The sequence below is a fragment of the Nocardioides sp. NPDC087217 genome (genome assembly GCF_044744805.1).
Taxonomy (GTDB): Bacteria; Actinomycetota; Actinomycetes; order Propionibacteriales; family Nocardioidaceae; genus Nocardioides.
The window spans coordinates 1,123,724-1,148,145 of the sequence record NZ_JBIUZB010000002.1 but is presented as its reverse complement, the minus strand read 5'-3'; the positions used below and the strand labels follow the sequence as shown (position 1 = coordinate 1,148,145).

General features: G+C 68.2%; 23 protein-coding genes. 21 read left to right on the top strand and 2 right to left on the bottom strand.

Translation table 11 applies throughout. The annotated features are described in order from the left end of the window. Positions 1-125: 125 nt before the first annotated feature. The 19 genes from ACIO3S_RS12945 (at position 126) to aroB (ending at position 21,907) form a co-directional block, all read left to right on the top strand. Complete coding sequence (locus ACIO3S_RS12945) at positions 126-1,139, top strand: ABC transporter permease (protein ID WP_400463885.1); 1,014 nt, start codon at positions 126-128, stop codon at positions 1,137-1,139. Between the two features lie 96 nt (positions 1,140-1,235). Then, positions 1,236-2,942, top strand: a complete 1,707-nt coding sequence (locus ACIO3S_RS12940; RefSeq protein ID WP_400463882.1) for an ABC transporter substrate-binding protein — start codon at positions 1,236-1,238, stop codon at positions 2,940-2,942. 163 nt (positions 2,943-3,105) lie between these two features. Further along, positions 3,106-4,122, top strand: coding sequence for an ABC transporter permease (locus ACIO3S_RS12935; protein WP_400463879.1), 1,017 nt, complete (start codon positions 3,106-3,108; stop codon positions 4,120-4,122). 14 nt (positions 4,123-4,136) lie between these two features. Next, positions 4,137-5,222 (top strand): ABC transporter ATP-binding protein, encoded by a 1,086-nt coding sequence (locus tag ACIO3S_RS12930; protein WP_400463876.1) that lies wholly within the window; start codon positions 4,137-4,139, stop codon positions 5,220-5,222. Then, on the top strand, positions 5,222-6,409 hold the full coding sequence (locus ACIO3S_RS12925) for an ABC transporter ATP-binding protein (RefSeq protein ID WP_400463873.1): 1,188 nt from the start codon (positions 5,222-5,224) through the stop codon (positions 6,407-6,409). The genes ACIO3S_RS12930 and ACIO3S_RS12925 overlap by 1 nt, the downstream gene beginning before the upstream one ends. Positions 6,410-6,639: 230 nt before the next feature. After that, a complete protein-coding gene (locus ACIO3S_RS12920) occupies positions 6,640-7,638 on the top strand; it encodes an ABC transporter permease (RefSeq protein ID WP_400463870.1) in 999 nt (332 codons plus the stop codon). Positions 7,639-7,685: 47 nt separating this feature from the next. Then, positions 7,686-9,497: an ABC transporter substrate-binding protein gene (locus ACIO3S_RS12915; protein WP_400463867.1), complete on the top strand. Its 1,812-nt coding sequence runs from the start codon at positions 7,686-7,688 to the stop codon at positions 9,495-9,497. 113 nt (positions 9,498-9,610) lie between these two features. Next, positions 9,611-10,603 carry an ABC transporter permease gene (locus ACIO3S_RS12910; RefSeq protein ID WP_400463864.1) on the top strand — a complete coding sequence of 331 codons (993 nt, stop codon included), beginning with the start codon at positions 9,611-9,613 and terminating at the stop codon, positions 10,601-10,603. A 69-nt stretch (positions 10,604-10,672) separates the two neighbouring features. Next, positions 10,673-12,004 carry a replication-associated recombination protein A gene (locus ACIO3S_RS12905; protein ID WP_400464628.1) on the top strand — a complete coding sequence of 444 codons (1,332 nt, stop codon included), beginning with the start codon at positions 10,673-10,675 and terminating at the stop codon, positions 12,002-12,004. A gap of 12 nt (positions 12,005-12,016) precedes the next feature. Further along, the gene (locus tag ACIO3S_RS12900) at positions 12,017-12,574 is read left to right on the top strand and encodes a hypothetical protein (protein ID WP_400463862.1); all 558 of its coding nucleotides are present in this window, start codon (positions 12,017-12,019) and stop codon (positions 12,572-12,574) included. Next, on the top strand, positions 12,571-12,885 hold the full coding sequence (locus ACIO3S_RS12895) for a DUF6167 family protein (protein WP_400463860.1): 315 nt from the start codon (positions 12,571-12,573) through the stop codon (positions 12,883-12,885). The genes ACIO3S_RS12900 and ACIO3S_RS12895 overlap by 4 nt, the downstream gene beginning before the upstream one ends. An 8-nt stretch (positions 12,886-12,893) precedes the next feature. Further along, positions 12,894-15,569: an alanine--tRNA ligase gene (gene alaS, locus ACIO3S_RS12890; RefSeq protein WP_400464625.1), complete on the top strand. Its 2,676-nt coding sequence runs from the start codon at positions 12,894-12,896 to the stop codon at positions 15,567-15,569. Next, positions 15,569-16,039: a Holliday junction resolvase RuvX gene (gene ruvX / locus ACIO3S_RS12885; RefSeq protein WP_160022920.1), complete on the top strand. Its 471-nt coding sequence runs from the start codon at positions 15,569-15,571 to the stop codon at positions 16,037-16,039. The genes alaS and ruvX overlap by 1 nt, the downstream gene beginning before the upstream one ends. A 128-nt stretch (positions 16,040-16,167) precedes the next feature. Beyond that, a complete protein-coding gene (gene mltG, locus ACIO3S_RS12880) occupies positions 16,168-17,517 on the top strand; it encodes an endolytic transglycosylase MltG (protein WP_400463858.1) in 1,350 nt (449 codons plus the stop codon). A 16-nt stretch (positions 17,518-17,533) separates the two neighbouring features. Continuing rightward, a complete protein-coding gene (locus ACIO3S_RS12875) occupies positions 17,534-18,385 on the top strand; it encodes a shikimate dehydrogenase (protein WP_400463855.1) in 852 nt (283 codons plus the stop codon). Next, a complete protein-coding gene (locus ACIO3S_RS12870; RefSeq protein WP_400463853.1) occupies positions 18,382-19,059 on the top strand; it encodes a prepilin peptidase in 678 nt (225 codons plus the stop codon). Before ACIO3S_RS12875 ends, ACIO3S_RS12870 begins: the two co-directional genes overlap by 4 nt. A gap of 45 nt (positions 19,060-19,104) precedes the next feature. Beyond that, positions 19,105-20,283: a chorismate synthase gene (gene aroC, locus ACIO3S_RS12865; RefSeq protein WP_400463850.1), complete on the top strand. Its 1,179-nt coding sequence runs from the start codon at positions 19,105-19,107 to the stop codon at positions 20,281-20,283. After that, positions 20,283-20,798 carry a shikimate kinase gene (locus tag ACIO3S_RS12860; RefSeq protein ID WP_400463847.1) on the top strand — a complete coding sequence of 172 codons (516 nt, stop codon included), beginning with the start codon at positions 20,283-20,285 and terminating at the stop codon, positions 20,796-20,798. Before aroC ends, ACIO3S_RS12860 begins: the two co-directional genes overlap by 1 nt. Before the next feature lie 2 nt (positions 20,799-20,800). Further along, positions 20,801-21,907, top strand: a complete 1,107-nt coding sequence (aroB, locus tag ACIO3S_RS12855) for a 3-dehydroquinate synthase (protein ID WP_400463844.1) — start codon at positions 20,801-20,803, stop codon at positions 21,905-21,907. Between the two features lie 119 nt (positions 21,908-22,026). Here the strand turns inward: aroB and ACIO3S_RS12850 are convergent, their stop codons facing one another. Both ACIO3S_RS12850 and ACIO3S_RS12845 read right to left on the bottom strand, forming a co-directional pair. Next, positions 22,027-22,488, bottom strand: a complete 462-nt coding sequence (locus tag ACIO3S_RS12850) for a VOC family protein (RefSeq protein ID WP_400463841.1) — start codon at positions 22,486-22,488, stop codon at positions 22,027-22,029. Between the two features lie 47 nt (positions 22,489-22,535). Beyond that, entirely contained in the window at positions 22,536-22,925 is a 390-nt protein-coding gene (locus ACIO3S_RS12845; protein ID WP_400463838.1) for a helix-turn-helix domain-containing protein, read from the bottom strand. A 72-nt stretch (positions 22,926-22,997) separates the two neighbouring features. Between ACIO3S_RS12845 and ACIO3S_RS12840 the strand changes: the two genes are divergently transcribed. Further along, positions 22,998-23,573, top strand: a complete 576-nt coding sequence (locus tag ACIO3S_RS12840) for a type IV toxin-antitoxin system AbiEi family antitoxin domain-containing protein (protein WP_400464622.1) — start codon at positions 22,998-23,000, stop codon at positions 23,571-23,573. After that, positions 23,554-24,414 carry a nucleotidyl transferase AbiEii/AbiGii toxin family protein gene (locus ACIO3S_RS12835; RefSeq protein ID WP_400463835.1) on the top strand — a complete coding sequence of 287 codons (861 nt, stop codon included), beginning with the start codon at positions 23,554-23,556 and terminating at the stop codon, positions 24,412-24,414. Before ACIO3S_RS12840 ends, ACIO3S_RS12835 begins: the two co-directional genes overlap by 20 nt. Positions 24,415-24,422: the final 8 nt, after the last annotated feature.

Here is a 24,422-nt window from a genome sequence, read left to right as displayed (position 1 = left end):
CGGATCGTTACCGGTACGGGGCGCATCCGGGCAAAGGGATCACATAGAGTTCCATCCGTCGACCTCGTGGGTCGGACGCTGCCGTGCGACGGCGGCACCCACAAATACGACTAGACAGAGGAACCATGAGCGAATCGGCCACCGTGTTCGAAGGTGAAGAACTCTCGGGTGGATCGACACCTTCGTCTTCGCCTGAGGAGGCGAAGAAGTTCGCCGGCAAGTCACCGATGAAGCTGGCATGGATGCGGCTTCTGAAGGACAAGCTGACGATGGTGTCGCTGACGATCGTCGTCCTGGTGATCCTGGCCGCGGTGCTGGCCCCCCTTCTCGTCAGGTTGGGCGTGCTGGACCCGTTCAGCTACAACCAGGAGCTGCTCGACGCCAACACCATCCCCGAGGGCAGGTTCAGCGGCGCGAGCGCCGCCCACCCGCTGGGCGTCGAGCCCGGCACCGGCCGCGACGCGATGTCCCGGTTCTGGTACGGCATCACGTTCTCGCTGGTCATCGCCCTCACCGCCGCGATCCTGTCCGTCGTCATCGGCGCGATCGTCGGGATCGTCGCCGGCTTCAGCGGTGGCTGGTTGGACGCCGGCCTGAGCCGCTTCACCGACCTGACCCTCTCCTTCCCCTCGACGCTGATGCTGCTGGCGCTCTCGGCCCTCGGCCTCGAGCTCGTGCAACAGCTGACCGGGCTACCCAACGGGCCGCTCGCGCAGGGGATCTACTGCACGGTGGTGCTGGCCATCTTCGGCTGGACCAGCACGGCCCGTGTGGTGAGAGGCCAGGTGCTCTCGATCAAGCAACGGGAGTTCGTGGAGGCCGCGATCGTCCTGGGTGCCTCCAAGCCGCGGATCTACTTCAAGGAGATCCTGCCGAACCTGTGGGCTCCGCTGCTGGTCCTGGTCACCTTGATGATGCCGGCCTACATCTCGGCGGAGGCAGCGTTGAGCTACCTCCAGGTCAGCGTCAAGCCGCCGACGCCCACGCTCGGAAACGTCCTCGCGGACTCGTTGAAGTACGCGCAGGTGGACCCGTTCTACTTCTTCATGCCCGCGATCCTGATCGCGACCATCGTGATCTCGTTCAACCTTCTCGGGGACGGGTTGCGAGACGCCCTTGACCCCAAGGGTGACAGGTGAGCCTCGGGGCTCCGAACACACACAGGTGACCCGCCCGGGACACCGATACGGCGTCAGTTGTCAGAGGCTGACGGCGACCACACCAAGGAGAAACGAATGCTCAAGAAGCGAGCTAAGTACGTAGCGGTCAGTGCCGCTGGCGTGCTCGGTCTTTCGCTGGGCCTGGCTGCCTGTGGCGGCGGGGACGGCGGTGGCTCGAGCTCGGCAAACACGTTGACCATCGTCGCTGAGGACCCGATCGACCACCTGGACCCGCAGCGCATCTACGTCGGTGAGACCATCTCGCACACCACGCGTCTGGTCTACCGCAAGCTGCTCTCGAACCCGGCGTCGACCGACCCCAAGGTCTCGAGCAAGCCGATCCCCGACCTGGCGACCGACGAGGGCACCTCGACCGACGGCGCCAAGACCTGGTCGTTCACCATCAAGGACGGCGTGAAGTGGGAGGACGACTCCGAGATCACGTGTGAGGACTTCGCCTACGGCGCCTCGCGCAACTTCGCGGCCGACGAGCTCACCGGTGGTCCGGGCTTCTACCTGACCTCCAAGCTCGCCCTCAAGGGTGAGTACCCGGGCCCGTACACCGCGACGCCGGAGCAGCAGGCCGACTTCGACCAGGCGGTGACTTGCGATGGCAAGACCATCACCTACAAGTTCAAGACCCCGTGGCCGGACTTCCCGCTGGCGATCTCGTCGCTGCACATGATGGACCCCTACAAGGAGTCCTTCGACAAGGGTGCCAAGAACGACGACAAGATCTTCTCCAACGGCCCGTACAAGGTCGACACCTGGAACGCCCAGAAGGGCGGCACCCTGGTGCGCAACGACGCGTATGACCCGGAGACCGACGACAAGTCGCTCCGTGAGGCGAAGCCGGACAAGATCGTCTTCAAGTTCGGTGAGAAGGCGTCGACCATCTACGAGAAGCTCTTCTCGGACAGCCCCGACTCGCAGGCGACCATCGTCAGCGGCTCGCGCGTCCCGCCGGAGTTCTTCCCGCGTCTGACCGAGGCCGGTGTCAAGGACCGCTACGTCCAGGTCCAGTCGCCCTACGTCGACTACCTGGTGCCGAACCAGAACCAGATGAAGGACCCGAACGTCCGCAAGGCGCTGGCCCAGGCGACCGACGTCGAGTCCTGGATCGCCGCCGGCGGTGGCGAGAAGGCCTACACTCCGGCCGACTCGGTCGTGAACCCGGCTGTTCCGGGCTACGTCGCCAACCCGGCCTTCAAGGACCGCAACCTCAAGGGTGACCCGGCCGCGGCGAAGAAGACCCTGGCCGACGCTGGTGTCAAGACGCCGTACCCGATCACGTTCACCTACCCCCAGAGCGACACCCTCGACAAGCAGGCCGCTGCGCTGGTCGAGGGCTGGGAGGCCGCCGGCTTCAAGGTCACCCTGGACCCGCTGGGCGACGTCTACTACTCCAACATCCAGAAGCCTTCCAACAAGGCCGACGTCGTGTGGGGCGGTTGGGGTGCCGACTGGGGCTCCGCGATGACCGTTACTGCCGCGCTGTTCGACAGCCGTCAGATCGAGAAGACCACCAACGGTCAGAACTACGGCAACTACAAGAACCCTGCGGTCGACAAGCTGTTCGACCAGGCCGCCAACTCCGCCACCATCGAGGAGCAGAACAAGTTCCTCCAGGAGGCCGACGCGGTCATGGGTGAGGACGTCGCCTACATCCCGCTGGAGATCGCGACCTTCAACTGGGTTCACGGCTCCAAGGTGAAGGACTTCATCACGACCGATGCCTCCTCGTCCTACCCGGACCTGGGCCCCATCGACGTCGAGGACTGATCCTTCAGCTCCGCAACACCGTTCGGACGGCCCTGAGCCGTTCCGACCTTGGAGGCGGGGCTCGCCAGAGCCCCGCCTCCCCCCATGTACCTGGACACGATTCCCCCCGGACGACACCCCACGACGGTGGTCCGGCCGATCCCAACGAAGGTGAGACCCACCGATGGTCGCCTACATCATCCGGCGCGTGATCGTCGGCTTGCTCATGCTGGTGGCGATGAGCTTCATCGTCTTCGCACTGTTCATGAAGAACCCGGTCGACCCGGCACAGTTCTCCTGCGGCAAGAACTGCCCCCCCGAACGCATCGAGGAGACCCGTCAGGCCCTCGGCTACGACCAGCCCCTGCTGGTCCAGTGGGGCAACTTCGCGAAGGGCGTCGTCGTCGGCCGCGAGTACCCCGCCGACGAGGCGATGCGCGAGGCGAACCCCGAGCTGGTCACCGAGTGCGCGGCTCCCTGCCTGGGCTACTCCCAGCAGCTGCAGATGACGGTCAACGCTGAGATCGCGGAAGCGGCGCCGATCTCGATCTCGATCGCCATGGTCGCGGTCACCATCTGGGTCGTCTTCGGTGTTCTGTTCGGTGTGCTGGCCGCGATCGTCAAGGGCTCTCTCCTCGACCGCGGCGTCGTCGGCGCGACGCTGGCGCTCTACGCGTTCCCGACGTTCTTCGTGGGGGCGTTGCTGATCAACTTCGTAGCCATCAAGTGGGGGATCTTCCCTGCCCCCGGATACGTGTCGATAGCCGAGGGTGGTGTCGGGCAATGGCTGGTCCAGCTCATGCTGCCCGGGTTCACGCTCGCGGTGGTCTACATGGCGGGCTACGTACGCATGACTCGGGCGTTCGTCCTCGAGTCGATGAGCGAGGACTACATCCGCACCGCGAAGTCCAAGGGCGTCAAGAGTGGCAAGGTGCTGTTCAAGCACGCGCTGCGTGCGGCGCTGACCCCGCTGGTGACCATGTTCGGTCTCGACTTCGCTGCCGTCCTCGGCGGCGCGATCATCACCGAGGACGTCTTCAACTACTACGGTCTCGGAAAGCTCGCGGTGACCGCGAACGAGACCTACGACCTTCCCACGATCGTGGGCCTGGTGCTGCTCCTCGGGGCTCTGGTGATCATCGCCAACATCATCGTCGACGTCCTGTACGCCTTCATCGACCCGCGCGTGCGCGTCGCCTGAGGAGGATCTGATCCATGACTGACCTTTCCACGACGCCCGAGACGAGGCCCGCCAACGATGGCGCGTTCCTCTCGGTGCGGGACCTGAAGGTTCACTTCTCCACCTCCGACGGCATCGTCAAGGCGACCGACGGTCTCTCCTTCGAGCTCGAGCGCGGCAAGACGCTCGGCATCGTGGGCGAGTCCGGCTCCGGCAAGTCTGTCTCCAGCTCGGCGATCATGGGGCTGCACCGCGGCACCAACGCCATCCTCAGCGGCGAGATCATGCTCGACGGCGTCGACCTGCTCAAGGTGAGCAACGAGGACATGCGCAAGCGCCGCGGCCGCGACGTGGCGATGATCTTCCAGGACCCGCTCTCCGCGATGCACCCCTACTACACGGTGGGCAACCAGATCATGGAGGCCTACCTGGTCCACAACAACGTGACCAAGAGGGAGGCGCGTAAGCGCGCCATCGAGATGCTCGACCGTGTCGGCATCCCGCAGCCCGACCGTCGCGTGGACGACTACCCGCACCAGTTCTCCGGCGGTATGCGCCAGCGCGCGATGATCGCGATGGGGCTGATCAACAACCCGAGCCTGCTCATCGCCGACGAGCCGACCACGGCTCTCGACGTGACGGTCCAGGCGCAGATCCTCGACCTGCTCCAGGACTTGCAGCGCGACTTCGACGCCGCGGTCATCATCATCACCCACGACCTCGGTGTCGTGGCTGAGATGGCCGATGACGTACTCGTGATGTACGCCGGCCGCGCGGTCGAGTACGGCCCGTGCAAGGAGATCCTCACCCACCCGCAGATGCCCTACACCTGGGGCCTGCTCTCCAGCGTGCCGGATCTGACCGCCTCGACCGAGGCCAAGCTGATCCCGATCCGGGGCAACCCGCCCTCGCTGCTCAACCCGCCGCCGGGATGCGCCTTCGAACCGCGCTGTGACCACGTTGCGAAGGTGGGCGGCGACCTGTGCCGGACGACCCTTCCCGACCTCACCCCGGCCAGCAGTGGTGGCAACCACACCAAGCGCTGCCACATCAAGAATGCCGACGAGGTCTACGAGGCAGAGATCCTGCCCGAGATCGCCCCTGACCTGGTGGAGGACTGATGAGCGACACCACGACTACCACCGCGGCCTCGGTCGCGCCGGCGAGCACCGAGACGGTGCTCTCCGTCGAGAACCTGAAGATGCACTTCCCGGTCAAGGGCAGCGGCGTGATCCGGCGTACGGTCGGGCACGTCAAGGCCGTCGACGGGGTCTCCTTCGAGGTGGCCAAGGGCAGCGCCCTCGGCCTCGTCGGCGAGTCCGGCTGTGGCAAGTCCACCACCGGGCGGATGGTGACGCGGCTGTACCAGCCCACTGAGGGGAAGATCAACTTCGAGGGCACCGACATCGCCAACTACTCGGGTAGGAAGCTGCACCCGATGCGCCGGGAGATCCAGATGATCTTCCAGGACCCGTCGACCTCGCTGAACCCGCGTCACACGGTCGGGTCGATCATCGGCGCGCCGCTGCGGATCCACAACATGGTGCCCAAGGACAAGGTGCTCGGCCGGGTCCAGGAGCTGCTCGAGCTCGTCGGCCTCAACCCCGAGCACTACAACCGCTACCCGCACGAGTTCTCCGGCGGCCAGCGTCAGCGCATCGGCATCGCCCGGGCCATGACCCTGCAGCCGAAGCTGCTCGTCGCCGACGAGCCGGTCTCCGCGCTGGACGTGTCGATCCAGGCCCAGGTGATCAACCTTCTGCAGGACCTGCAGAAGGAGTTCGACATCTCCTACCTGTTCATCGCGCACGACCTCGCCATCGTTCGTCACTTCTGCCCCGAGGTCGCGGTGATGTACCTCGGCAAGATCGTGGAGATCGGTGACCGCGAGTCGATCTACGAGCACGCTCACCACCCCTACACCCAGGCGCTGCTCTCCGCCGTGCCCGACGTGAAGCAGGCCGCGATCGGCGGCCGCCGTGAGCGGATCCGGCTGGAGGGCGACGTACCTTCGCCGATCAACCCGCCCTCGGGCTGCCACTTCCGCACCCGCTGTTCCATCGCCAAGGACATCTGCTCCGTGGTCGAGCCGCCGCTGCTGCAGATCGGCAAGAAGCACAAGGTCGCCTGCCACTTCCCGGGTGAGATCCACCAGCACCCGGAGAAGCCGATCACCGCGCCGCTCCTGGGCGTCGACGAGTTCGGTGCGCCGGACCCGGGCGCGAGCCCGGCGGAGGTCCCGGGCGACGGTCCGGGCTACGCCGACACCTGGTACGACCTGGCGAACAACTCGCGGGGTCGCTCCTGAGAATCTCCGGCGTATCGCCGAGATTACGAAAGACGGTCCGCAGCCTTTGGCTGCGGGCCGTCTTTGTTACGTATGTGTCACACGTCACTGTCGGTATCGAACCGTTATCTGTAGCCCCGCCCGAACCGCTGGAACTTGGCATAACTTGATCACCGCGCCGGCTCGGGACCGCGCGAAGTGGTCTGTTCTTGGGCGTACCGAGCCTTGGCATCGAACGGAGATCCGAGCGTATGACTGTGTCCGAAGTGTTGATCCAGGGTCCTGATCCCGAGATCGATCCGGAACCGAAGTCGGGCGATGTCGCCGGCCGTTCGCCGATGCGGATCGCCATGGACCGCCTCCTCTCGGACAAGGTCGCGATGATCTGCGCCGGGATCGTGCTTCTCTTCGTCCTGATCGCCATCTTCGCCCCGCTGCTGTGCAAGCTGTTCGGCGTCGAGGTGCGAGCCGGTGACCCGGTCACCGACACCGACTCGTTCAACTACCCCGTCATCGGCCCGCCCAACTACGGGTTCACGTGGGAGGCGCCGCTCGGCCTGGAGCCCAACTCCGGCAACGACCTGCTCGCGGAGTGGTTCTACGGCGCGCGTACGTCCCTGCTGGTCGCGACGATCGCCACGGTCGTCTCGACCGTAGTCGGTGTGGTGCTCGGCCTGATCGCGGGCTACAGCCGCGGCTGGGGTGACCGGGTGATCACGTTCTTGATCGACCTGTTCCTCACGCTGCCGTTCCTGCTGGTCGCGATCGCGATCTCGCCGATGCTCGTGGAGCGCTGGCGGGAGAACCCGACGATGCTCGACAACGCCTCGCTGATCGCACTCATCGTGATCCTCTCGATCTTCGGGTGGATGGGCCTGGCCCGGCTGATCCGCGGCGAGGTGATCTCGCTGCGCGAGCGCGAGTTCATCGAGGCCGCGCACGTCCTCGGGATGCCGACCCATCGGATCCTGTTCAAGGAGCTGCTCCCCAACCTGATCGCTCCGATCGTCGTCTCGTTCTCGCTGAGCCTGCCGGCCACGATCGCCGCGGAGGCGACGCTGGCCTACCTCGGCGTCGGTGTCACCGGGCGCCCGTCCTGGGGACAGACGATCCTGCGCGCCCAGAACTGGTTCGACGAATACCCCTTGTACCTCTACGCGCCGATTGTCGGGATCGTGGTCCTGGTTTTCGCGCTCAACCTGCTCGGAGACGCCATTCGCGACGCCTTCGACCCCAAGTCTTTCCGGTGAGCACGTCGTCGGAGAGAGGCATCAACCATGGAAGGTGGAGACCTACGATGCGATTGAAGAGAACAGTGATCGCCGCCAGCGCGATCGCTGCGCTGACGCTCACCGCTGCGTGTGGTGGCGGGGACGGCGGCGGCGAGGACCCGGCCGGCGAGTTCAAGGCCGGCGGCGGCGCCGGCGCGGGCAAGGACGCCACGGCCGAGGGGCCGCTGGAGATCCCGTCCGACGCCAAGACGGGCGGCACGATCACCGTGCTGTCCAACAACGCCCCCCACACCCTGGACCCGACCCGGACCTACTACACCGACTCCGGTGCGATCATGTCCGGCCTGGTGACCCGCTCGCTGACGCAGTACGTCTACGACGAGGAGAGCGGCGACTCCGTTCTCGTCCCCGACCTCGCCACCGACCTCGGTCAGGTCTCCGAGGACGGCCTGACCTGGACCTTCGAGCTGAAGGACGGGATCAAGTACGAGGACGGCACCGACGTCACCGCCGAGGACGTCGTCTACGGCATCAAGCGCTCCTTCGCCATCGACACCCTGACCGACGGCCCGACGTACCAGACGACGTTCTTCAAGGACGGTCAGAAGTACAAGGGCCCGTTCGCGGACACCGACGCCGAGCTGAAGAAGCTCCCCGACTACGACGCCAGCGCCGGCTGGTACGGCGGCGAGGACTACGACGGCGTCGAGGCCGACGGCAACAAGGTGATCATCCACCTGGCCCAGCCGTTCCCCGAGCTCGACTACTACGCCTCGTTCCCCGTCTTCTCGCCGATCCCCAAGGCCAAGGACAAGGACCCGCTGGCCTACGAGAGCCACCCGATGGCGACCGGGCCCTACAAGTTCGAGTCCTACAAGCCCGGCACCTCGCTGACGCTGGTCAAGAATGACCAGTGGGACCCCGACACCGACCCCGGCCGTATCCAGGCCGCCGACGCGTTCGACTTCAAGTTCGCCCAGGACACCGCGAAGCTCGAGAACCAGATCCTCGGCGACAAGGGGGCGGCGCAGACGATGATGACGTACGACGACGTCACGCCGCCGACCTACAAGTCGATCAAGGAGAGCGCGCCGGACAACCTCATCGAGGGCACCTCGCCGTGCACCTACATGTACCGTCCGGACCAGACCAAGATCAAGGACAAGCTGGTCCGCGAGGCCATCAGCTGGGCCTACCCCTACCAGGCTGCCTGGAAGGCCTCCGGCGAGATCGTCGGCGTCACCATCCAGCCCGGCACCTCGCTCCTGCCCCCGGGCACCGCGGGCCGGGTCGAGTACCAGTACCCGAAGGGTCAGGACGGCCAGACCACCGACCCGGAGAAGGCCAAGGCGCTGCTGAAGGAGGCCGGGGCCGAGGGCTTCGAGCTGAAGTGGCACTACCAGCGTGACGACGAGAACTCGGTTGCCAAGAAGGACCAGATGGTCAAGGGCTTCGAGGCGGCCGGCTTCAAGGCGACCCCGGTGGCCTCGACCGACGAGACCTACCGTGACGACGAGAGCAACCTCGACGCTCCGGTCAACCTGCGCTACGGCGGCTGGTGCTCCGACTGGCCCTCGGGCGGCTCGTGGTTCCCGGCGCAGTGGATCGGCTCGAACGCCAACAAGGCGGGCATGCCGAACCCGACCAACTTCAAGGAGGCCGACGCTGACGCGAAGCAGGCCGAGATCCTGAAGATGGACGCCGACGAGGTTCCCGCGGCCTGGGGCGAGTTCGACAAGTGGATGCAGGAGACCTACATGGTCGAGATCAACGCCGGCTACGACGCGAACGCCTTCATCAAGGGCTCGCAGGTCGGCGGGGTCGTCAACGACCCGGTCAAGGGCATGCCGAGCTTCTCCATCATGTACCTGAAGTGAGGTGATCCGGCCGGCGTGGGAGACCCCACGCCGGCCGGACCCAGCAAGTCGGACACAGCAACTCCGGGCCAGCGCCCGGTGGAAATCTTTCTAGGAAGCGAGACCTCCGTCCCATGATCGGTTTTGTCGTACGCCGGTTGATCTCAGCAGCGCTCGTGCTGTTCGTGATCTCGGTGGCGGTCGTCGCGCTCTTCACCTATGGCCCGAGCGACCCGGCGGACGCGATGTGCCCTGAGCCCAAGTGCACCGCCGAGCGTCAGGACGCGATCCGGGAGGCGCTCAACCTGGATGCGCCGCTCCATGTTCAGTACGTCGAATACATGACCGGCATCGTCAAGGGTCGCGAGATCGCGTTCGGCTCCGAGTCGTACGACTGTGAGGCTCCGTGCTTCGGGGTCAGCTTCATCTACCGGGTCAATGTCTGGGACGACATCAAGGACCGGATCGGGCCGACGGTCTCGGTAGCAGTCGGCGCCGGCGTCACGATCCTGCTCATCGGTGTGCCCATCGGAATGTTCGCGGCCGGACGGAGGGGGACCTCGGCGGACAAGGCAGTGATCGGCGCGACCCTGGTGATCGAGTCGATTCCCTACTATCTGTTCGTCCTGCTCGCGTTCCTCTATCTCGCGGTCAGCGCCGGGATCTTCCCGCAGGAGGGCTACCACCCGCTGACCGACTCACCGCTGAAGTGGGCATGGGGGCTGATGCTGCCCTGGCTCGCACTCGGCCTGGTGAACTCCTCCAAGTACGCCCGGTTCACCCGTGGCTCGATGATCGAGGCCTTCAACCAGGACTACGTCCGGACGGCGCGCGCCAAGGGCCTTCCAGAGCGCAGGATCGTCAACAAGCACGCGCTGCGCGCGGCCGTCGTGCCGATCGTGACGATCTTCGGCATCGACTTCGGATCGCTGCTGACGGGCACCATCTTCACCGAGCTCATCTTCGGCATCCCCGGCCTCGGTCTGCGGGCGCTCAACGCGGTCAGCCAGAGCGACCTGCCGGTCATCGAGGCGACCACGCTGATCTCCGCCTTCATCATCGTGGTCACCAACCTCCTGGTCGACCTCTTCTACAGCGTGCTCGATCCACGCGTACGGCTCACCTGACCCCCGCCCCTGTCGGCTGAGTCTGTCGGTGCCGACCACTAGGGTTGGCGTGTGGACGGGTTGTTTGAGATGGGGGCTGCTGCCGGCGCCTCGCGTGGCGGGTCGCTGAGCCACAGCGACCATGCGGCCGCGCCGCTGGCGGTGCGGATGCGGCCGCGTACGCTCGAGGAGCTCGTGGGCCAGAGCTCGCTCAAGGCGTCCGGGTCGCCGCTGCACCAGGTGGTCGAGGGCGGACAGTCGCTCTCGCTGCTGCTGTGGGGGCCGCCGGGGACCGGCAAGACGACCATCGCCTCGATCGTGAGCCGCTCCACCGACCGTCGCTTCGTCGAGGTCTCCGCGGTCTCGGCCGGGGTCAAGGAGGTCCGCGCGGCGATCGACGCGGCCCGCGCCGAGCTGGTCGCGACCGGCAAGGAGACGGTGCTCTTCGTCGACGAGGTCCACCGGTTCAGCAAGGCGCAGCAGGACGCGCTGCTGCCGGGCGTGGAGAACCGCTGGGTCACGCTGGTCGCCGCCACCACGGAGAACCCCTTCTTCTCGGTGATCTCGCCGCTGCTGTCGCGCTCGCTGCTGCTGCGGCTCGAGTCGCTCACCGACGACGACATCCGTGGCGTACTGCTGAAGGCGGTCGAGGACGAGCGTGGCCTCGGCGGCTCGGTGACGCTGACGGACGAGGCGCTCGATCATCTCGTACGCCTCGCCGGCGGCGACGCACGGCGGTCGCTGACGTACCTGGAGGCCGCGGCGGGAGCTGCGTCCGGCGGGAAGATCACCCTCGAGGCCGCCGAGCGGGCGGTCGACCAGGCGGCGGTGCGCTACGACCGGCAGGGCGACCAGCACTACGACGTGGTCAGTGCCTTCATCAAGTCGGTGCGCGGCTCGGACGCCGACGCGGCGCTGCACTACCTGGCACGGATGATCGAGGCGGGGGAGGACCCCCGGTTCATCGCCCGCCGGCTGATGATCCTCGCCTCCGAGGACATCGGCCTGGCCGACTCGACGGCGCTGCAGACCGCGGTGGCCGCGGCCCAGACGGTGCAGCTGATCGGGATGCCCGAGGCTCAGCTCACCTTGGCGCACGCGACGATCGCCCTCGCTGTCGCGCCGAAGTCCAATGCGGTCACCAACGCCATCTTCGCCGCTCGCGCCGACGTCGCGGCCGGGAAGATCGGCAACGTCCCGCCACATCTGCGCGACGCCCACTACGAGGGCGCGAAGAAGATCGGGCACGGGGAGGCGTACAAGTACGCCCACGACGAGCCGTTCGGCATCGCGACGCAGCAGTACGCACCCGACGCGGTGGCCGACGCGGAGTACTACCAGCCGACCACCCACGGAGCCGAGGCCGGAGTGAAGGAACGTTGGGAGCGTGTCCGGAAAATCGTGCGCGGACAGGATGGATAGGGTAGGCGCACGATGACGAACTCGAGCATGCCCGGGTGGGCGCTGGTGGCGACGCTGACCGCGGTGGGGGTCCTGGTCCTCATCTCGCTGGTGGCCGTGCTGCTCGCGCTCCGGGCGCGCCGCGCCGCGCGGCGCCGGCTCGAGGAGGCCGAGGCCAGCGAGGCCGAGCTGCGCGAGCGGCTCGAGGCGCTGGAGAAGCGGCTGACCCCGCCCGAGCCGGTCGGCCGGCGGCGGCGCCGGGAGGCCGCCGAGAGAGAGTATGTGATCACCTCCCTCGGAGAGGACGGCGAGCCTGCCGAGGTGGAGCAGGTGGTGCAGCGTACGTTGACCGCACCCGCCTTCGCTGACGCCGTGTTCCGGGAGACCGTGGTCCACGGCGCCGCGCTGGTCCACGGGGTGCGCCGGGCGCTCTCGCCCGAGGTGCGGTTCAAGATCCGCTACGAGATGCACCGCGAGGTCAAGCGGGCACGCAAGGACCGGAAGAGCGAGATGCGCGAGGCGCTGCGCGAATACCGTGCGCGCCAGCGCGCGGCAGTTGACGAGGACATACGTATGGAGGACTCCCGATGAGGGGCGCGATCTGGTTCGTGGTCGGTGCGGGTGCGGGCGTGTACGCGATGGTCAAGGGGCGGCGGGCCGCGGAGGCGTTCACCGCCGACGGCCTGCGCGACCGGGCCCAGGCGCTCGGCGTCGGCGCGCGGATCTTCCGCGACGAGCTGGCCACCGGCAAGGCCGAGAAGGAGCTCGAGCTTCGCGAGTGGATCGAGTCCCGCACTGCGGGGCCGAAACAGATTGGCGCCGCGGGTGTCGGTCAGCAGAGACTTGGATTGACAGGGCCCGAGAACGAGGCCCAGCAGAACACGGAAGGCAGTAACCCCTGATGGAGTGGTTGAGCACGGCGGAGATCCGCCGCCGTTTCACGGTGCATTTCGCCGAGAACACGAGTGTCGGCGAGCACACGGTGGTGCCGTCGGCATCGCTCCTGCTCGACGACCCCAACCTGCTCTTCGTCAACGCAGGCATGGTGCCCTTCAAGCCCTACTTCCTGGGCCAGGCGACCCCGCCCTACGACCGGGCGACCTCGGTGCAGAAGTGCATCCGTACGCCCGACATCGAGGAGGTCGGCAAGACCACCCGTCACGGCACCTTCTTCGAGATGTGCGGCAACTTCTCCTTCGGTGACTACTTCAAGGAGGGCGCGATCACGCTCGCCTGGGAGCTGGTCACCAAGTCGGTCGCCGACGGTGGCTTCGGCTTCGACGAGTCGGTCCTCTACCCCTCGGTGCTCAACGGCGACGAGGAGGCGGTCGCGCTCTGGAAGAAGATCTCCGGCCTGCCCGACGACCGCATCGTGCGGCTGCCCCCGAGCGAGAACTACTGGTCCATGGGCGTGCCCGGGCCGGGCGGTCCGTGCTCGGAGATCCTGATCGACCGCGGCCCGGAGTTCGGCGCCGACCGTGACTGGGACGCCGGCGACCGCTACCTGGAGTTCTGGAACCTCGTCTTCATGCAGGACAACGTCGTCGCGGCGCGGTCCAAGTACGACGTCGACATCGACGGCCCGCTCGCGCAGACCGGCATCGACACCGGCCTCGGCCTCGAGCGCGTCGCCTACCTCATGCAGGGCAAGTCCAACATGTATGAGACCGACGTCGTCTTCCCGGTCATCGAGAAGGCGATGGAGCTGACCGGGAAGAAGTACGGCGCCTCCTACGAGGACGACGTCCGCTTCCGGGTCGTCGCCGACCACGTGCGCTCCTCGCTGATGCTGATCGGCGATGGCGTGACCCCCGGCAACGAGGGCCGCGGCTACGTCCTGCGCCGCCTGATGCGCCGTGCGATCCGCAACATGCGCCTGCTGGGCTACGAGGACCCGGCGATGCCGGAGCTGCTGCCGATCTCCCGCGACAAGATGGGGGAGACCTACACCGACCTGCACACCAGCTGGGACCGGATCAAGCGGGTCGCCGACGCCGAGGAGGAGGCCTTCCGCAAGACCCTCGCGGCCGGCACCCAGATCTTCGACCTGGCCGCGACCGAGGTGAAGTCGAGCGGATCCACCACGTTCACGGGGGCCAAGGCGTTCCAGCTCCACGACACGTACGGCTTCCCGATCGACCTGACCCTCGAGATGGCCGCCGAGGCGGGCCTCGAGGTCGACGAGCCGGGCTTCCGCGGCCTGATGACCGAGCAGCGCGAGCGCGCCAAGGCCGACGCGCGCGCCAAGAAGGGCCAGCACGCCGACGTGTCGGTCTACCGCGGCATCCTCGACAGCAACGGTCCGACCGACTGGCAGGCGTACACGACCCTCGACACCGAGTCGAAGCCGATCGCCCTCCTCAAGGAGGGCAAGCGGGTCGACGTGCTCGGTCCCGACGAGATCGGCGAGATCGTCCTGGACCGCACCCCGTTCTACGCCGAGTCCGGTGGCCAGTCCGCCGACGCCGGCATCATCGAGTTCGACGGCGGCCGGCTCGAGGTCGTCGACGTGCAGCGGCCGGTCAAGGGTCTCGTGGTGCACCAGGTCCGGGTCGTCGACGGCGAGTTCCACGGCGGCGAGTCCCTCGTGCACGCGCAGGTCGACCCCGAGTGGCGTCTCGGCGCCCGCCAGGCCCACTCCGGCACCCACGTGGTGCACGCGGCGCTGCGCGAGGTGCTCGGTCCGACCGCGCTGCAGTCGGGTTCCTACAACCGCCCTGGTTACCTGCGTCTCGACTACGGCTGGACCAAGGGCCTGACGCCTGCGCAGATGCACGAGATCGAGGAGGTCTCCAACCACGCGCTGCGGGCCGACCTGCCGGTCTCCTGGGACTACATGACCCTCCCGCAGGCCAAGGAGTGGGGCGCGATCGCGCTCTTCGGTGAGACCTACGACGACTCCAAGGTGCGGGTCGTCGAGATCGGCGGCCCCTGGTCGCGCGAGCTGTGCGGTGGCACCCACGTGGACCACTCCGCCCAAATCGGCACCATCGTGGTCACCTCGGAGGCCTCGGTCGGCTCCGGCAACCGGCGCATCGAGGCCTACACGGGCGTCGAGGGCTTCAACTACCTCGCCCGTGAGCGTGACGTGGTCTCCGAGCTCAACCTGCTGCTCAAGACGAAGTCCGACGACGTCGTCGGCAGGGTCTCCGACCTGATGGAGCGGCTCAAGGCCGCCGAGAAGGAGATCGCCCGGGCGCGTACGGCACAGCTGCTCGCCTCCGGTGGCTCGATCGCGGCCTCCGCGGTCGACGTCAACGGCGTCCAGCTCGTCGCCCAGCGGGTGCCGGGTGTGGGCGGCGGCGACGCGCGCACGCTCGCCCAGGACGTACGCGCCCGGCTCGGTGACGCGCCGGCGGCTGTGGTGCTCATCGGTGACGCCGACGACAAGGTCGCCGTCGTGGCCGCGGTCAACCCGGCCGGCATCGCCAAGGGCGTCAAGGCGGGTGACCTGATCAAGGAGCTCGCGCCGGTCGTGGGCGGGCGCGGCGGTGGCAAGCCGGACTTCGCCCAGGGCGGTGGCACCGACGTCTCCAAGATCGACACCGCGCTCGGAATGGTCGCGACGCTGGTCGCGCAAGCCTGATGCGCCACGGCGTACGCCTCGGTCTCGATCCTGGCGACGCCCGGATCGGCGTCGCCAGGAGTGACCCCACGGGGTTCCTGGCGACGCCGCTGGAGACGGTCAAGAAGGGCCGCGGAGACCTCGCCCGTCTGCAGGCGATCGTCGCCGAGATCGCCGAGGAGTCGACGATGCTCGAGGTGGTCGTCGGGCTGCCCCGGTCCCTCAAGGGAGGAGAGAACCCAGCGACTGCTAAGGTCCGGGACTTCGCCGCGTCCTTGGCGCGACGAGTGGCTCCGGTCCCGGTTCGCCTCGTTGACGAACGACTTACAACAGTTTCCGCGGAGGCTATGCTCCGAGACCGAGGTCGCAAGGGCCAGGACCGCCGAGCCGTGGTGGACATGGCCGCAGCGGTTGTGATCCTGCAACACGCATTGGACAGTGAGCGCGCTTCGGGGACCGCGCCTGGAGAGATCGTTGAGGTCGGTCATTGAGTGAGCGCTATTACCCCCCGGACCCGCGCGACCCGCGTCGCCCTGGCCAGGGGTCATATGGTCGCGATCCGCGCGGTGGCTATCCGCCACGGCAACAGCCTCCGCAGGATCCCCGTGACCCACGCCGGATGCCGCCGCAGATGCCCGGGCAGGCCCCCGGTCAGATGCCGGGTCAGATGCCTCCGCGGCAGCAGGGCCAGCCGGGTCGGCGCCCGGGGCCCCGTCCGATGCCCGGTGCCGGCACGCCCCCTCCGGGCTACGGCCGGCAGGAGCCCCCGCCACGGCCGGGCGGCTACGGCGGTCCGACCTACCAGCAGCAGCCGGCCTTCTTCGAGGGCGGTCCATCCGATCACGACCCCTACTTCGACGAGGAGCCGCCCAAGCGCAAGCGCCGCTTCGGTGGCTGTCTGGCAGTGCTGGTGGCGATGGCGGTCGTCCTCGGCGGGTTCTACTTCGTGGGCGACCGGGCCATCGACTACGTCAAGGACATGGTCGCGCCGCCGGCCGACTACCCGGGACCCGGCACCGACCCCGTCTCGTTCGAGGTGCACGAGGGTGACTCGGTCTCAGCCGTCGGCCGCAACCTGAAGGAGGTCGGCGTGGTGGAGTCGGTCGACGCCTTCATCGAGGCGGCCAACGCCGAGGGGCTGACCGTCCAAGTCGGTTTCTACCCGCTGAAGAAGCAGATGAAGGCCGCCGACGCCGTCGAGATCCTCGCCAACCCGGAGAACATCGACACGGTCAACGTCACCATCACCGAGGGGTCGCGGGCCAAGGCGATCTACAAGGTGCTCGCCGAGAAGACCAAGAAGAAGCCGGCGGAGTTCAAGAAGGCCGCCGAGGACACCGAGGCGATCGGTCTGCCCGACTACGCCGAGGGCAACGTCGAGGGTTACCTGTTCCCGGCGACGTACGCCTTCCCGCCCGATGCGACGCCAACCGAGATGCTGGCGATGATGGTCGACCGGTGGGAGCAGGCGCTCGGCGACAACGACATCGAGGCGCGCGCCAAACAGCTCAAGTGCGGTGGCGGCAAGGCCTGTACGGCCGAGCAGATCATGACCATCGCCTCGCTGGTCGAGGCGGAGGGTCGCGGTGACGACATGCCCAAGGTCGCCCGGGTGATCTACAACCGGCTCGATCCCAAGATCGACGACGGAGCCACGAATGGAACGCTCGGGATCGACGCATCGAATGCGTACGGCATCGGGAAGTCCGGCACCACCCAGTTGACATCCGCTGAACTGGCCAAGGACACGCCGTACGACACCCGTCGTCGCGCTGGTCTGCCGCCGACTCCTATCGGCTCGCCCGGTGACGCGGCGATCGAGGCGGCGCTCAACCCGGCCAAGGGCAACTGGCTCTTCTACATCACGGTGAATCTGAAGACGGGCGAGACCAAGTTCACCCGCGACTACGAGGAGTTCCAGGGCTGGAGCGCTGACCTGGACGCGTACTGCGCTAAGAACAAGTGCTGATGCAAGGAGACGTTGATTGAAGTGCGCTGTTCTGGGTGATCCGATCGATCACTCGCTCTCCCCGGTCCTTCACCAGGCGGCGTACGCCGAGCTGGAGATGTCCGACTGGACCTACACCTCCACGCGCGTGCAGGCCGGTGGCCTGGCGAAGTACGTCGCGGACCTCGGCGGTGACTGGCCGCCGAGCCGATGGCGTGGGCTGTCGGTGACGATGCCGCTCAAGCGGGAGGCGTACGAGCTGGCGCGGTCGAAGTCGCCGCGGGCCCAGCTCGTGGGGGCGGTCAACACGCTGGTGCGCTCCTCGCACGGCTGGGTGGGGGACAACACCGATCTGCCAGGCGCTGTCGCGGCGATCCGGGAGCGCGCGGGCGAGGGATTCTCCTGCACGTCCGGTGCGATCCTGGGCGCCGGCGCGACCGCGGCCTCCACGGGTCTCGCGCTGGCCGAGCTGGGTGCCTCCCGGATCACGCTGCTGGCGCGCAACCCAGGGGCGGCGGGGGAGACGATCGAGATGATCTCGCGTCACCGGAGCAAGCCCGTCGTCTCGGTGCTGCCGCTCGACTCGGCCGCCCAGGAGTCGGCCACCAGTGGCGTCGACGTGGTCGTCTCCACTGTTCCGGCGAAGGCGCAGACCCCGGAGCTGATCGACCGCTGGGCCTCGACCCCGGTCGTCTTCGACGTCGTCTACGACCCGTGGCCCTCGCCCCTGCTGTCGGTGACCCCTGGGGTGGCGGTGAGCGGCCTGGACCTGCTCGTGCACCAGGCGGTGCTGCAGTTCGAGCTCTTCACCGGCCGGACCGCGCCGCTCGCTGCGATGCGGGCGGCGGGGGAGAAGGCGCGCGGCATCATGGAGCCGACACCGGCATGAGTACCGGGGCGGTCGTGCTGGTGAGTGCGGCCGTCGCCGGTCTGCTCGCTCTCGGGGTGCCGACACTGCTCCGCCGGCTCCCCGAGCCGGTCGACGACCCGCCGGCGGTCTCCTATGCCACGGTGGCTGGATGGCCCCCGCTGCTTCCTCTTGCGGTCGCCGTCTCCGCGGCGCTCGCCGGGCTGCTCGCCTGGCAGGTGGAGCCCTCGCGGCTGATGGTGGCCCTGGTGCCCCTCACCCCTGTCTGGGTGCTGCTCGCCTACGTCGACTGGCGCGTCCAGCGGCTGCCGAAGGTGCCGATCCTGGTGGCGACCGCGGTCGCGCTCGGCCTGCTCGCCGCCGAGTGGCTCTGGACGCGTGACAGCGCGGCGGCACTCGGCGCCCTCGCCGGGCTGGTGATCGCGCGCTCGGCGTTCTGGCTGCTGTGGCGGGTGCTGCCGCACGCGATGGGTTTCGGCGACGTACGGCTGGCGGCGCTCGTCGGCCTGGTCCTCGGTCGGCTCGGCTGGGAGCAGCTGGCGGTCGGGCTGTGGGCCGGGCTGGCGATCTTCGGCGTCTGGGGCATCGGGCGCGCCGTCGTGCAGCGCTCGCGTACGGCGATGCGCGAGCCGCTGGCGTACGGGCCGTTCATGATTCTGGGCATGCTCGTCGGTGTGCTCGCCGTCTCGCTTTGAGGCCGGGTGCACGGGGTTGCGTGGCCGGGATGAAAGACTGGCGTCATGTTGCGTTGGCTCACTGCGGGCGAGTCCCATGGTCCGTCCTTGACGGCCGTGATGGAGGGTCTGCCCGCCCACGTCCGGATCACCTCTGACGACATCGCTGATGCCCTGGCCCGGCGGCGGCTCGGCTATGGCCGCGGTGCCCGGATGAAGTTCGAGAAGGACCAGGTGCGGATCACCGGCGGCGTACGCCACGGGGAGAGCCAGGGCGGTCCGGTCGCGATCGAGGTCGGCAACACCGAGTGGCCCAAGTGGGAGACCGTGATGGCCTCCGACCCGGTCGACCCCGACGTGCTGGCCGGCCAGGCGCGCAATGCGCCGCTGACCCGTCCGCGGCCCGGCCACGCCGACCTGGTCGGGATGCAGAAGTACGACTTCGACGACGCCCGCCCGATTCTGGAGCGTGCCTCGGCCCGTGAGACCGCGGCCCGAGTCGCGCTCGGCGCGGTCGCCTCGGCCTTCCTTGAGCAGGCGCTCGGCGTCCGCCTGGTCTCCCACGTCCTGGAGATCGGCGGGGTCCGTACGCCCGGCCGCGAGGTCCCCGCTCCCGAGGACGTGGCGCGCCTGGACGAGGACCCGGTGCGGGTGCTCGACCCCGACGGCTCCAAGCAGATGGTCGCCCGGATCGACGAGGCCCACAAGGACGGTGACACGCTCGGCGGCGTCGTCGAGGTCGTCGTCCACGGCCTGCCGCCGGGCCTCGGCTCCCACGTGCACTGGGACCGCCGCCTCGACGCCCGCCTGGCCGGTGCGCTGATGGGCATCCAGGCGATCAAGGGTGTCGAGGTCGGCGACGGCTTCGAGCTCGCCGCGACGCCTGGCTCCAAGGCCCACGACGAGATCGTTCCCTCCGCCGACGGCATCCGCCGCGCCTCCGGACGCTCCGGCGGCACCGAGGGCGGCATGTCGACCGGCGAGATCCTGCGGGTCCGCGCCGCGATGAAGCCGATCGCGACCGTGCCGCGTGCGCTGCGCACCGTCGACGTGGCCACCGGTGAGGAGGCCGTCGCGCACCACCAGCGCTCGGACGTCTGCGCGGTGCCTGCCGCCGGCGTCGTCGCCGAGGCGATGGTCGCGCTCGTGCTGGCCGAGGCGGCGCTGGAGAAGTTCGGTGGCGACTCGGTCGCCGAGACCGCGCGCAACGCCAAGGCCTACCTCGAGAACCTGAGGTACTCGTGATGCCCGCCATCGTGCTGGTCGGCCCGATGGGCGCCGGGAAGTCCACGGTCGGAGCGTTGCTCGCCTCCCGTCTCGGGGTGACCCTGCGTGACACCGACGAGGACATCGCGGCGGCCGCAGGCAAGAGCGTGCAGGACATCTTCGTCGACGAGGGCGAGGCCCACTTCCGTGCGGTCGAGGCCTCCGCCGTCGCGGCTGCCCTGGCCGAGCACGACGGCGTGGTCTCCCTCGGCGGCGGCGCCGTGCTGGCTGAGCAGACCCAGATCCTGCTCAAGGAGCACACCGTCGTCTACCTGCGGGTCGGGGTCGCGGACGCGGTCAAGCGGGTCGGGCTCGGCTCGGGCCGTCCGATGCTGCTCGGCAACGTACGCGGCCGCATCAAGACGCTCCTGGAGGAGCGCGCACCCATCTATGAGTCGGTCGCGACGCTCGTCGTCGACACCGACGGCCGCTCGGCCGACGACGTCGCCGCCGAGCTCGCCACCGCCCTGACCGCGCTGAACACCACGGAGTAGATGTGACTGAGCCAGCCAGCACCGTCATCAGGGTCGAGAGCGCCGCTGCGTACGACGTCGTCATCGGTTCCGGCCTCGCCGGCCGGCTCCAGGGACTGCTGGGCGAGAGCGTCGAGCGGGTGGCGTTTCTCTACGCCGCCGACCTGGCCGAGTACGCCGAGCCGGTACTCGAGGAGCTGCTGAAGGACTACGACGTGCTCGGCCTCGGTCTGCCCAGCGGCGAGGACCAGAAGACGGTCGCGGTCGCCAACGACTGCTGGGAGGCGCTGGGGGAGCGGGGCTTCACCCGCTCCGACGCCGTCGTCACCTTCGGTGGCGGTGCGACCACCGACCTCGGTGGGTTCGTCGCGGCCGGCTGGCTGCGCGGCGTACGCGTCGTGCACGTGCCCACGACGGTGCTCGCCATGGTGGATGCCGCGGTCGGCGGCAAGACCGGCGTCAACACCGCTGCCGGGAAGAACCTCGTCGGTGCGTTCCACGAGCCCGCCGGGGTGCTGTGCGACCTCGCGCTGCTCGAGACCCTGCCCGAGGCCGACCTGATCGCCGGGCTCGGCGAGGTCGTCAAGTGCGGCTTCATCGCCGACCCCGAGATCCTGCGTCTGGTCGACGAGACTGACAAGATCACCGCGTCCTCGCCCGTTCTCGCCGAGCTGGTCGAGCGTGCGGTCCGGGTCAAGGCCGAGGTCGTCGCCGCCGACCTGAAGGAGACCGGCGGCGCCGACGGGCACCCCGGCCGTGAGACCCTCAACTACGGCCACACCCTCGCGCACGCACTCGAGAAGCACTCCGGCTTCTCGATCCGCCACGGCGACGCGGTCGCCGTCGGTTGCGTGTACGCCGCCGAGCTCGCCCGCCTCGCCGGGGTCCTCTCCGACGACGTCGCCGCCCGGCACGCGCCGACGTTTGCGAAGGTCGGCCTCCCGACCACCGTCAAGGAGCTCGGCGTCGAGGCCGGCTTCGACGACCTCATCGGTGCCATGCGCGTCGACAAGAAGGCCCGCGGCTCCGTCCTCCGCTTCCTCGTCCTCCACGACCTCGCCACCCCGCGTATCCTCACCGGGCCGCCGGAGGAGCAGCTGCGCGAGGCGTACGCGGTGGTAGCAGGTTAGGACGCGCCTCCGCTGGACGCCGAGCGGACCGCGATGACGGAGGGTCCGACCTTGTGAATCATTCACAAGGTCGGACCCTCCGTCATAGCGATCGAGGAGCTAGTCCTCCTCGATTCGGCTCACTTCCCGGACCAGCGGGCGATGTCCTCGTCGGTGACCTCGAACGGGCCTTCGACGCGCTGCGTCACCCGAATGTGGTTGCCGAAGGGATCGCGGAAGGCACAGTCGATGCCGTAAGGCTGCTTGGTGGGCTTGTCGGTGAACTCGACGCCCTTGGCGGAGAGGTCCTCGTAGAGCAACTCTGCGTCGTCGGTGTTGAAGATGACCACGGCGCCCATGGCTCCCTTGGTGACCAGGTCGCGCAGCTGGGCGACCGTCTCCTCGCTGTGGGCGGGGGAGCCGCCCGGTACCTCGAGCAGCAACTGGTGGTCGGGGTCGCAGGGAAGGTGGATGGTGAGCCAGCGCATGAAGCCCATGTCGACGTCGCTCCCGATCTCCAGCCCGAGCTTGCCGACGTAGAAGTCGAGCGCCTCGTCCTGGTCGAGCACGTAGATTCCGGTGATGTTGATGTTGGTCAGCATGCGACCAGTCTGCGGCGGTTCGCCGTCGGGCGCTTCTCCGAAACTGCTCAGCTCGCCGGCCGCATCCAGGCGCGGGCCACACACCCCGGCACGGCCGGGCTGTCGGCCCGGGCGCGGTAGTCGGTCGGCGAGGTGCCGACGATGTCGCGGAACGTACGGCCGAAGGTGCCGAGGCTGGTGAAGCCGACCGTGATCGCGACCTCGGTGACCGGGGTCGCGGTGTCCCGTAGCAACGCCATCGACCGCTCGATCCGCCGCCGCTGCAGGTAGCGGTGCGGCGTCTCCCCGAAGACCGCCTTGAACCTGCGGCTGAAGTGCGCCGGCGACACGTGGGCGACGCGGGCGATCGCAGCGACGTCGAGCGGCTCGGCGTAGTGCCGGTCCATCGCGTCACGCGCCCGCAGCAAGCGACGGTTCTCGTCCTCGCGCGGCGTCATGCCCCGAGCGTACGCCTGCACAGAAGTCGTGCCCGGCAAAAGCGTACCGAATCCGGTACGCTTTTGACCGAGGTGGTTCCAATGAGTTATCGCAGCGTCCTACGCGAACTGGGTTTCGACAGCCACGGCATCGTCACGCTCGCAGAGTCCGAATCCGCCGGCGTGCCCGCGGTCGAGGTGCGAAAGCTGGCCTCCCGCGGAGCTCTGATCCGACTGGGCCAGGGCGTGTATCGGATGGCCGAGGTCCCGCCTGGGCCTCTGGACGAGTTCGCGGCTGCGGTGGCGTTGGTCGGCGCGGACGCTGTCCTGGCTGACGAGTCGGTGCTGGCTGCATATGACCTCGGGCAGATCAACGTCCGTCGGATCAAGGTCGCGACGACCGCGCGAGTCCGCAAGCGGCTGCCGCCCACCGTCCAGATCGTTCGAAAGCACGTGCCGCCGTACCTGCGAGCCGATATCGAGGGGATCGCCTCGATGCGTGTCGGCGCCGCTGCGCTCGCCTGTCGTGGCAAGGTGATGGAGACACGACTGGTCGATGCAATGAATTTGGCGGCCGCGCGCGGCCTGATCGACCACAACGAGGCGCAGCGGGTCATCTCGGAGTTGGAGGCGGCGGATGGGTGGAGCGATGCCGAGGCGAGTCGGTGATCTGATCCGTGCGACGACGACCCTGGCTGCAGAGCGCGGCCTCTCCCAGAAGCGACTGGTCGCTTTGGTCGCGAATGTGGTGCTTGCGCAGATGCTGCCCGACTCGGCGGTCAAGGGTGGCACGGGGCTGAAGCTGCGCTTCGGCGAACGGCTCACGAGGGAGACCCCTGACGTCGATGCCGCCTATCGAGGTGACCTCGACGCGTTCCGCGATGAGCTGGCAGATCGTCTCGGCGTGGGTTGGTATGGGTTCACCGGCGAGGTGACGATGGGCGAACGGCGTGCGCCCGAGTCCGTTCCGGACGCGTACGTCATGCAACCGTTCAGAGTGCGGCTCAAGTTCGCTCGCAAGACGTTCAAGGCGATCGACCTCGAGATCGGGTACGACGAGCTGGAGTCGACGACGAACGAGCCGCCCGAGCTGGTGATGTCGTCAGAGGTTCTGGAGATCTTCGACGCGCTCGGTCTCCCCGAACCGGGCGCGGTGCGGGTCCAGCCGCTACATCACCAGATCGCTCAGAAGATCCACGCCTGCACCGCTCCGCGGAGCGAACGAGCCCACGACCTCGTCGACCTTCAGCTGATCGTTCCGGCGACGGATCCGAAGCTGGTTGCGCAGGTGACCCAGCGGCTCTTCGCATTCCGTCAGGAGCACGACTGGCCGCCGCTGCTGTCGCCGGGCGAGCGATGGGGGTCACTGTACGAAGAGGCGGCCGAGGGGCTCGATGTGCTGGACTCGGTCTCCGAGGCGGGCGCCTGGCTCAACGACTACATCGCCGAGCTCGCGCGGGCAGAGGAGCCCAGGCGGGCTGGAGACTCGGAGAAGCCCCAGCCCGCCTGACCTTCAAC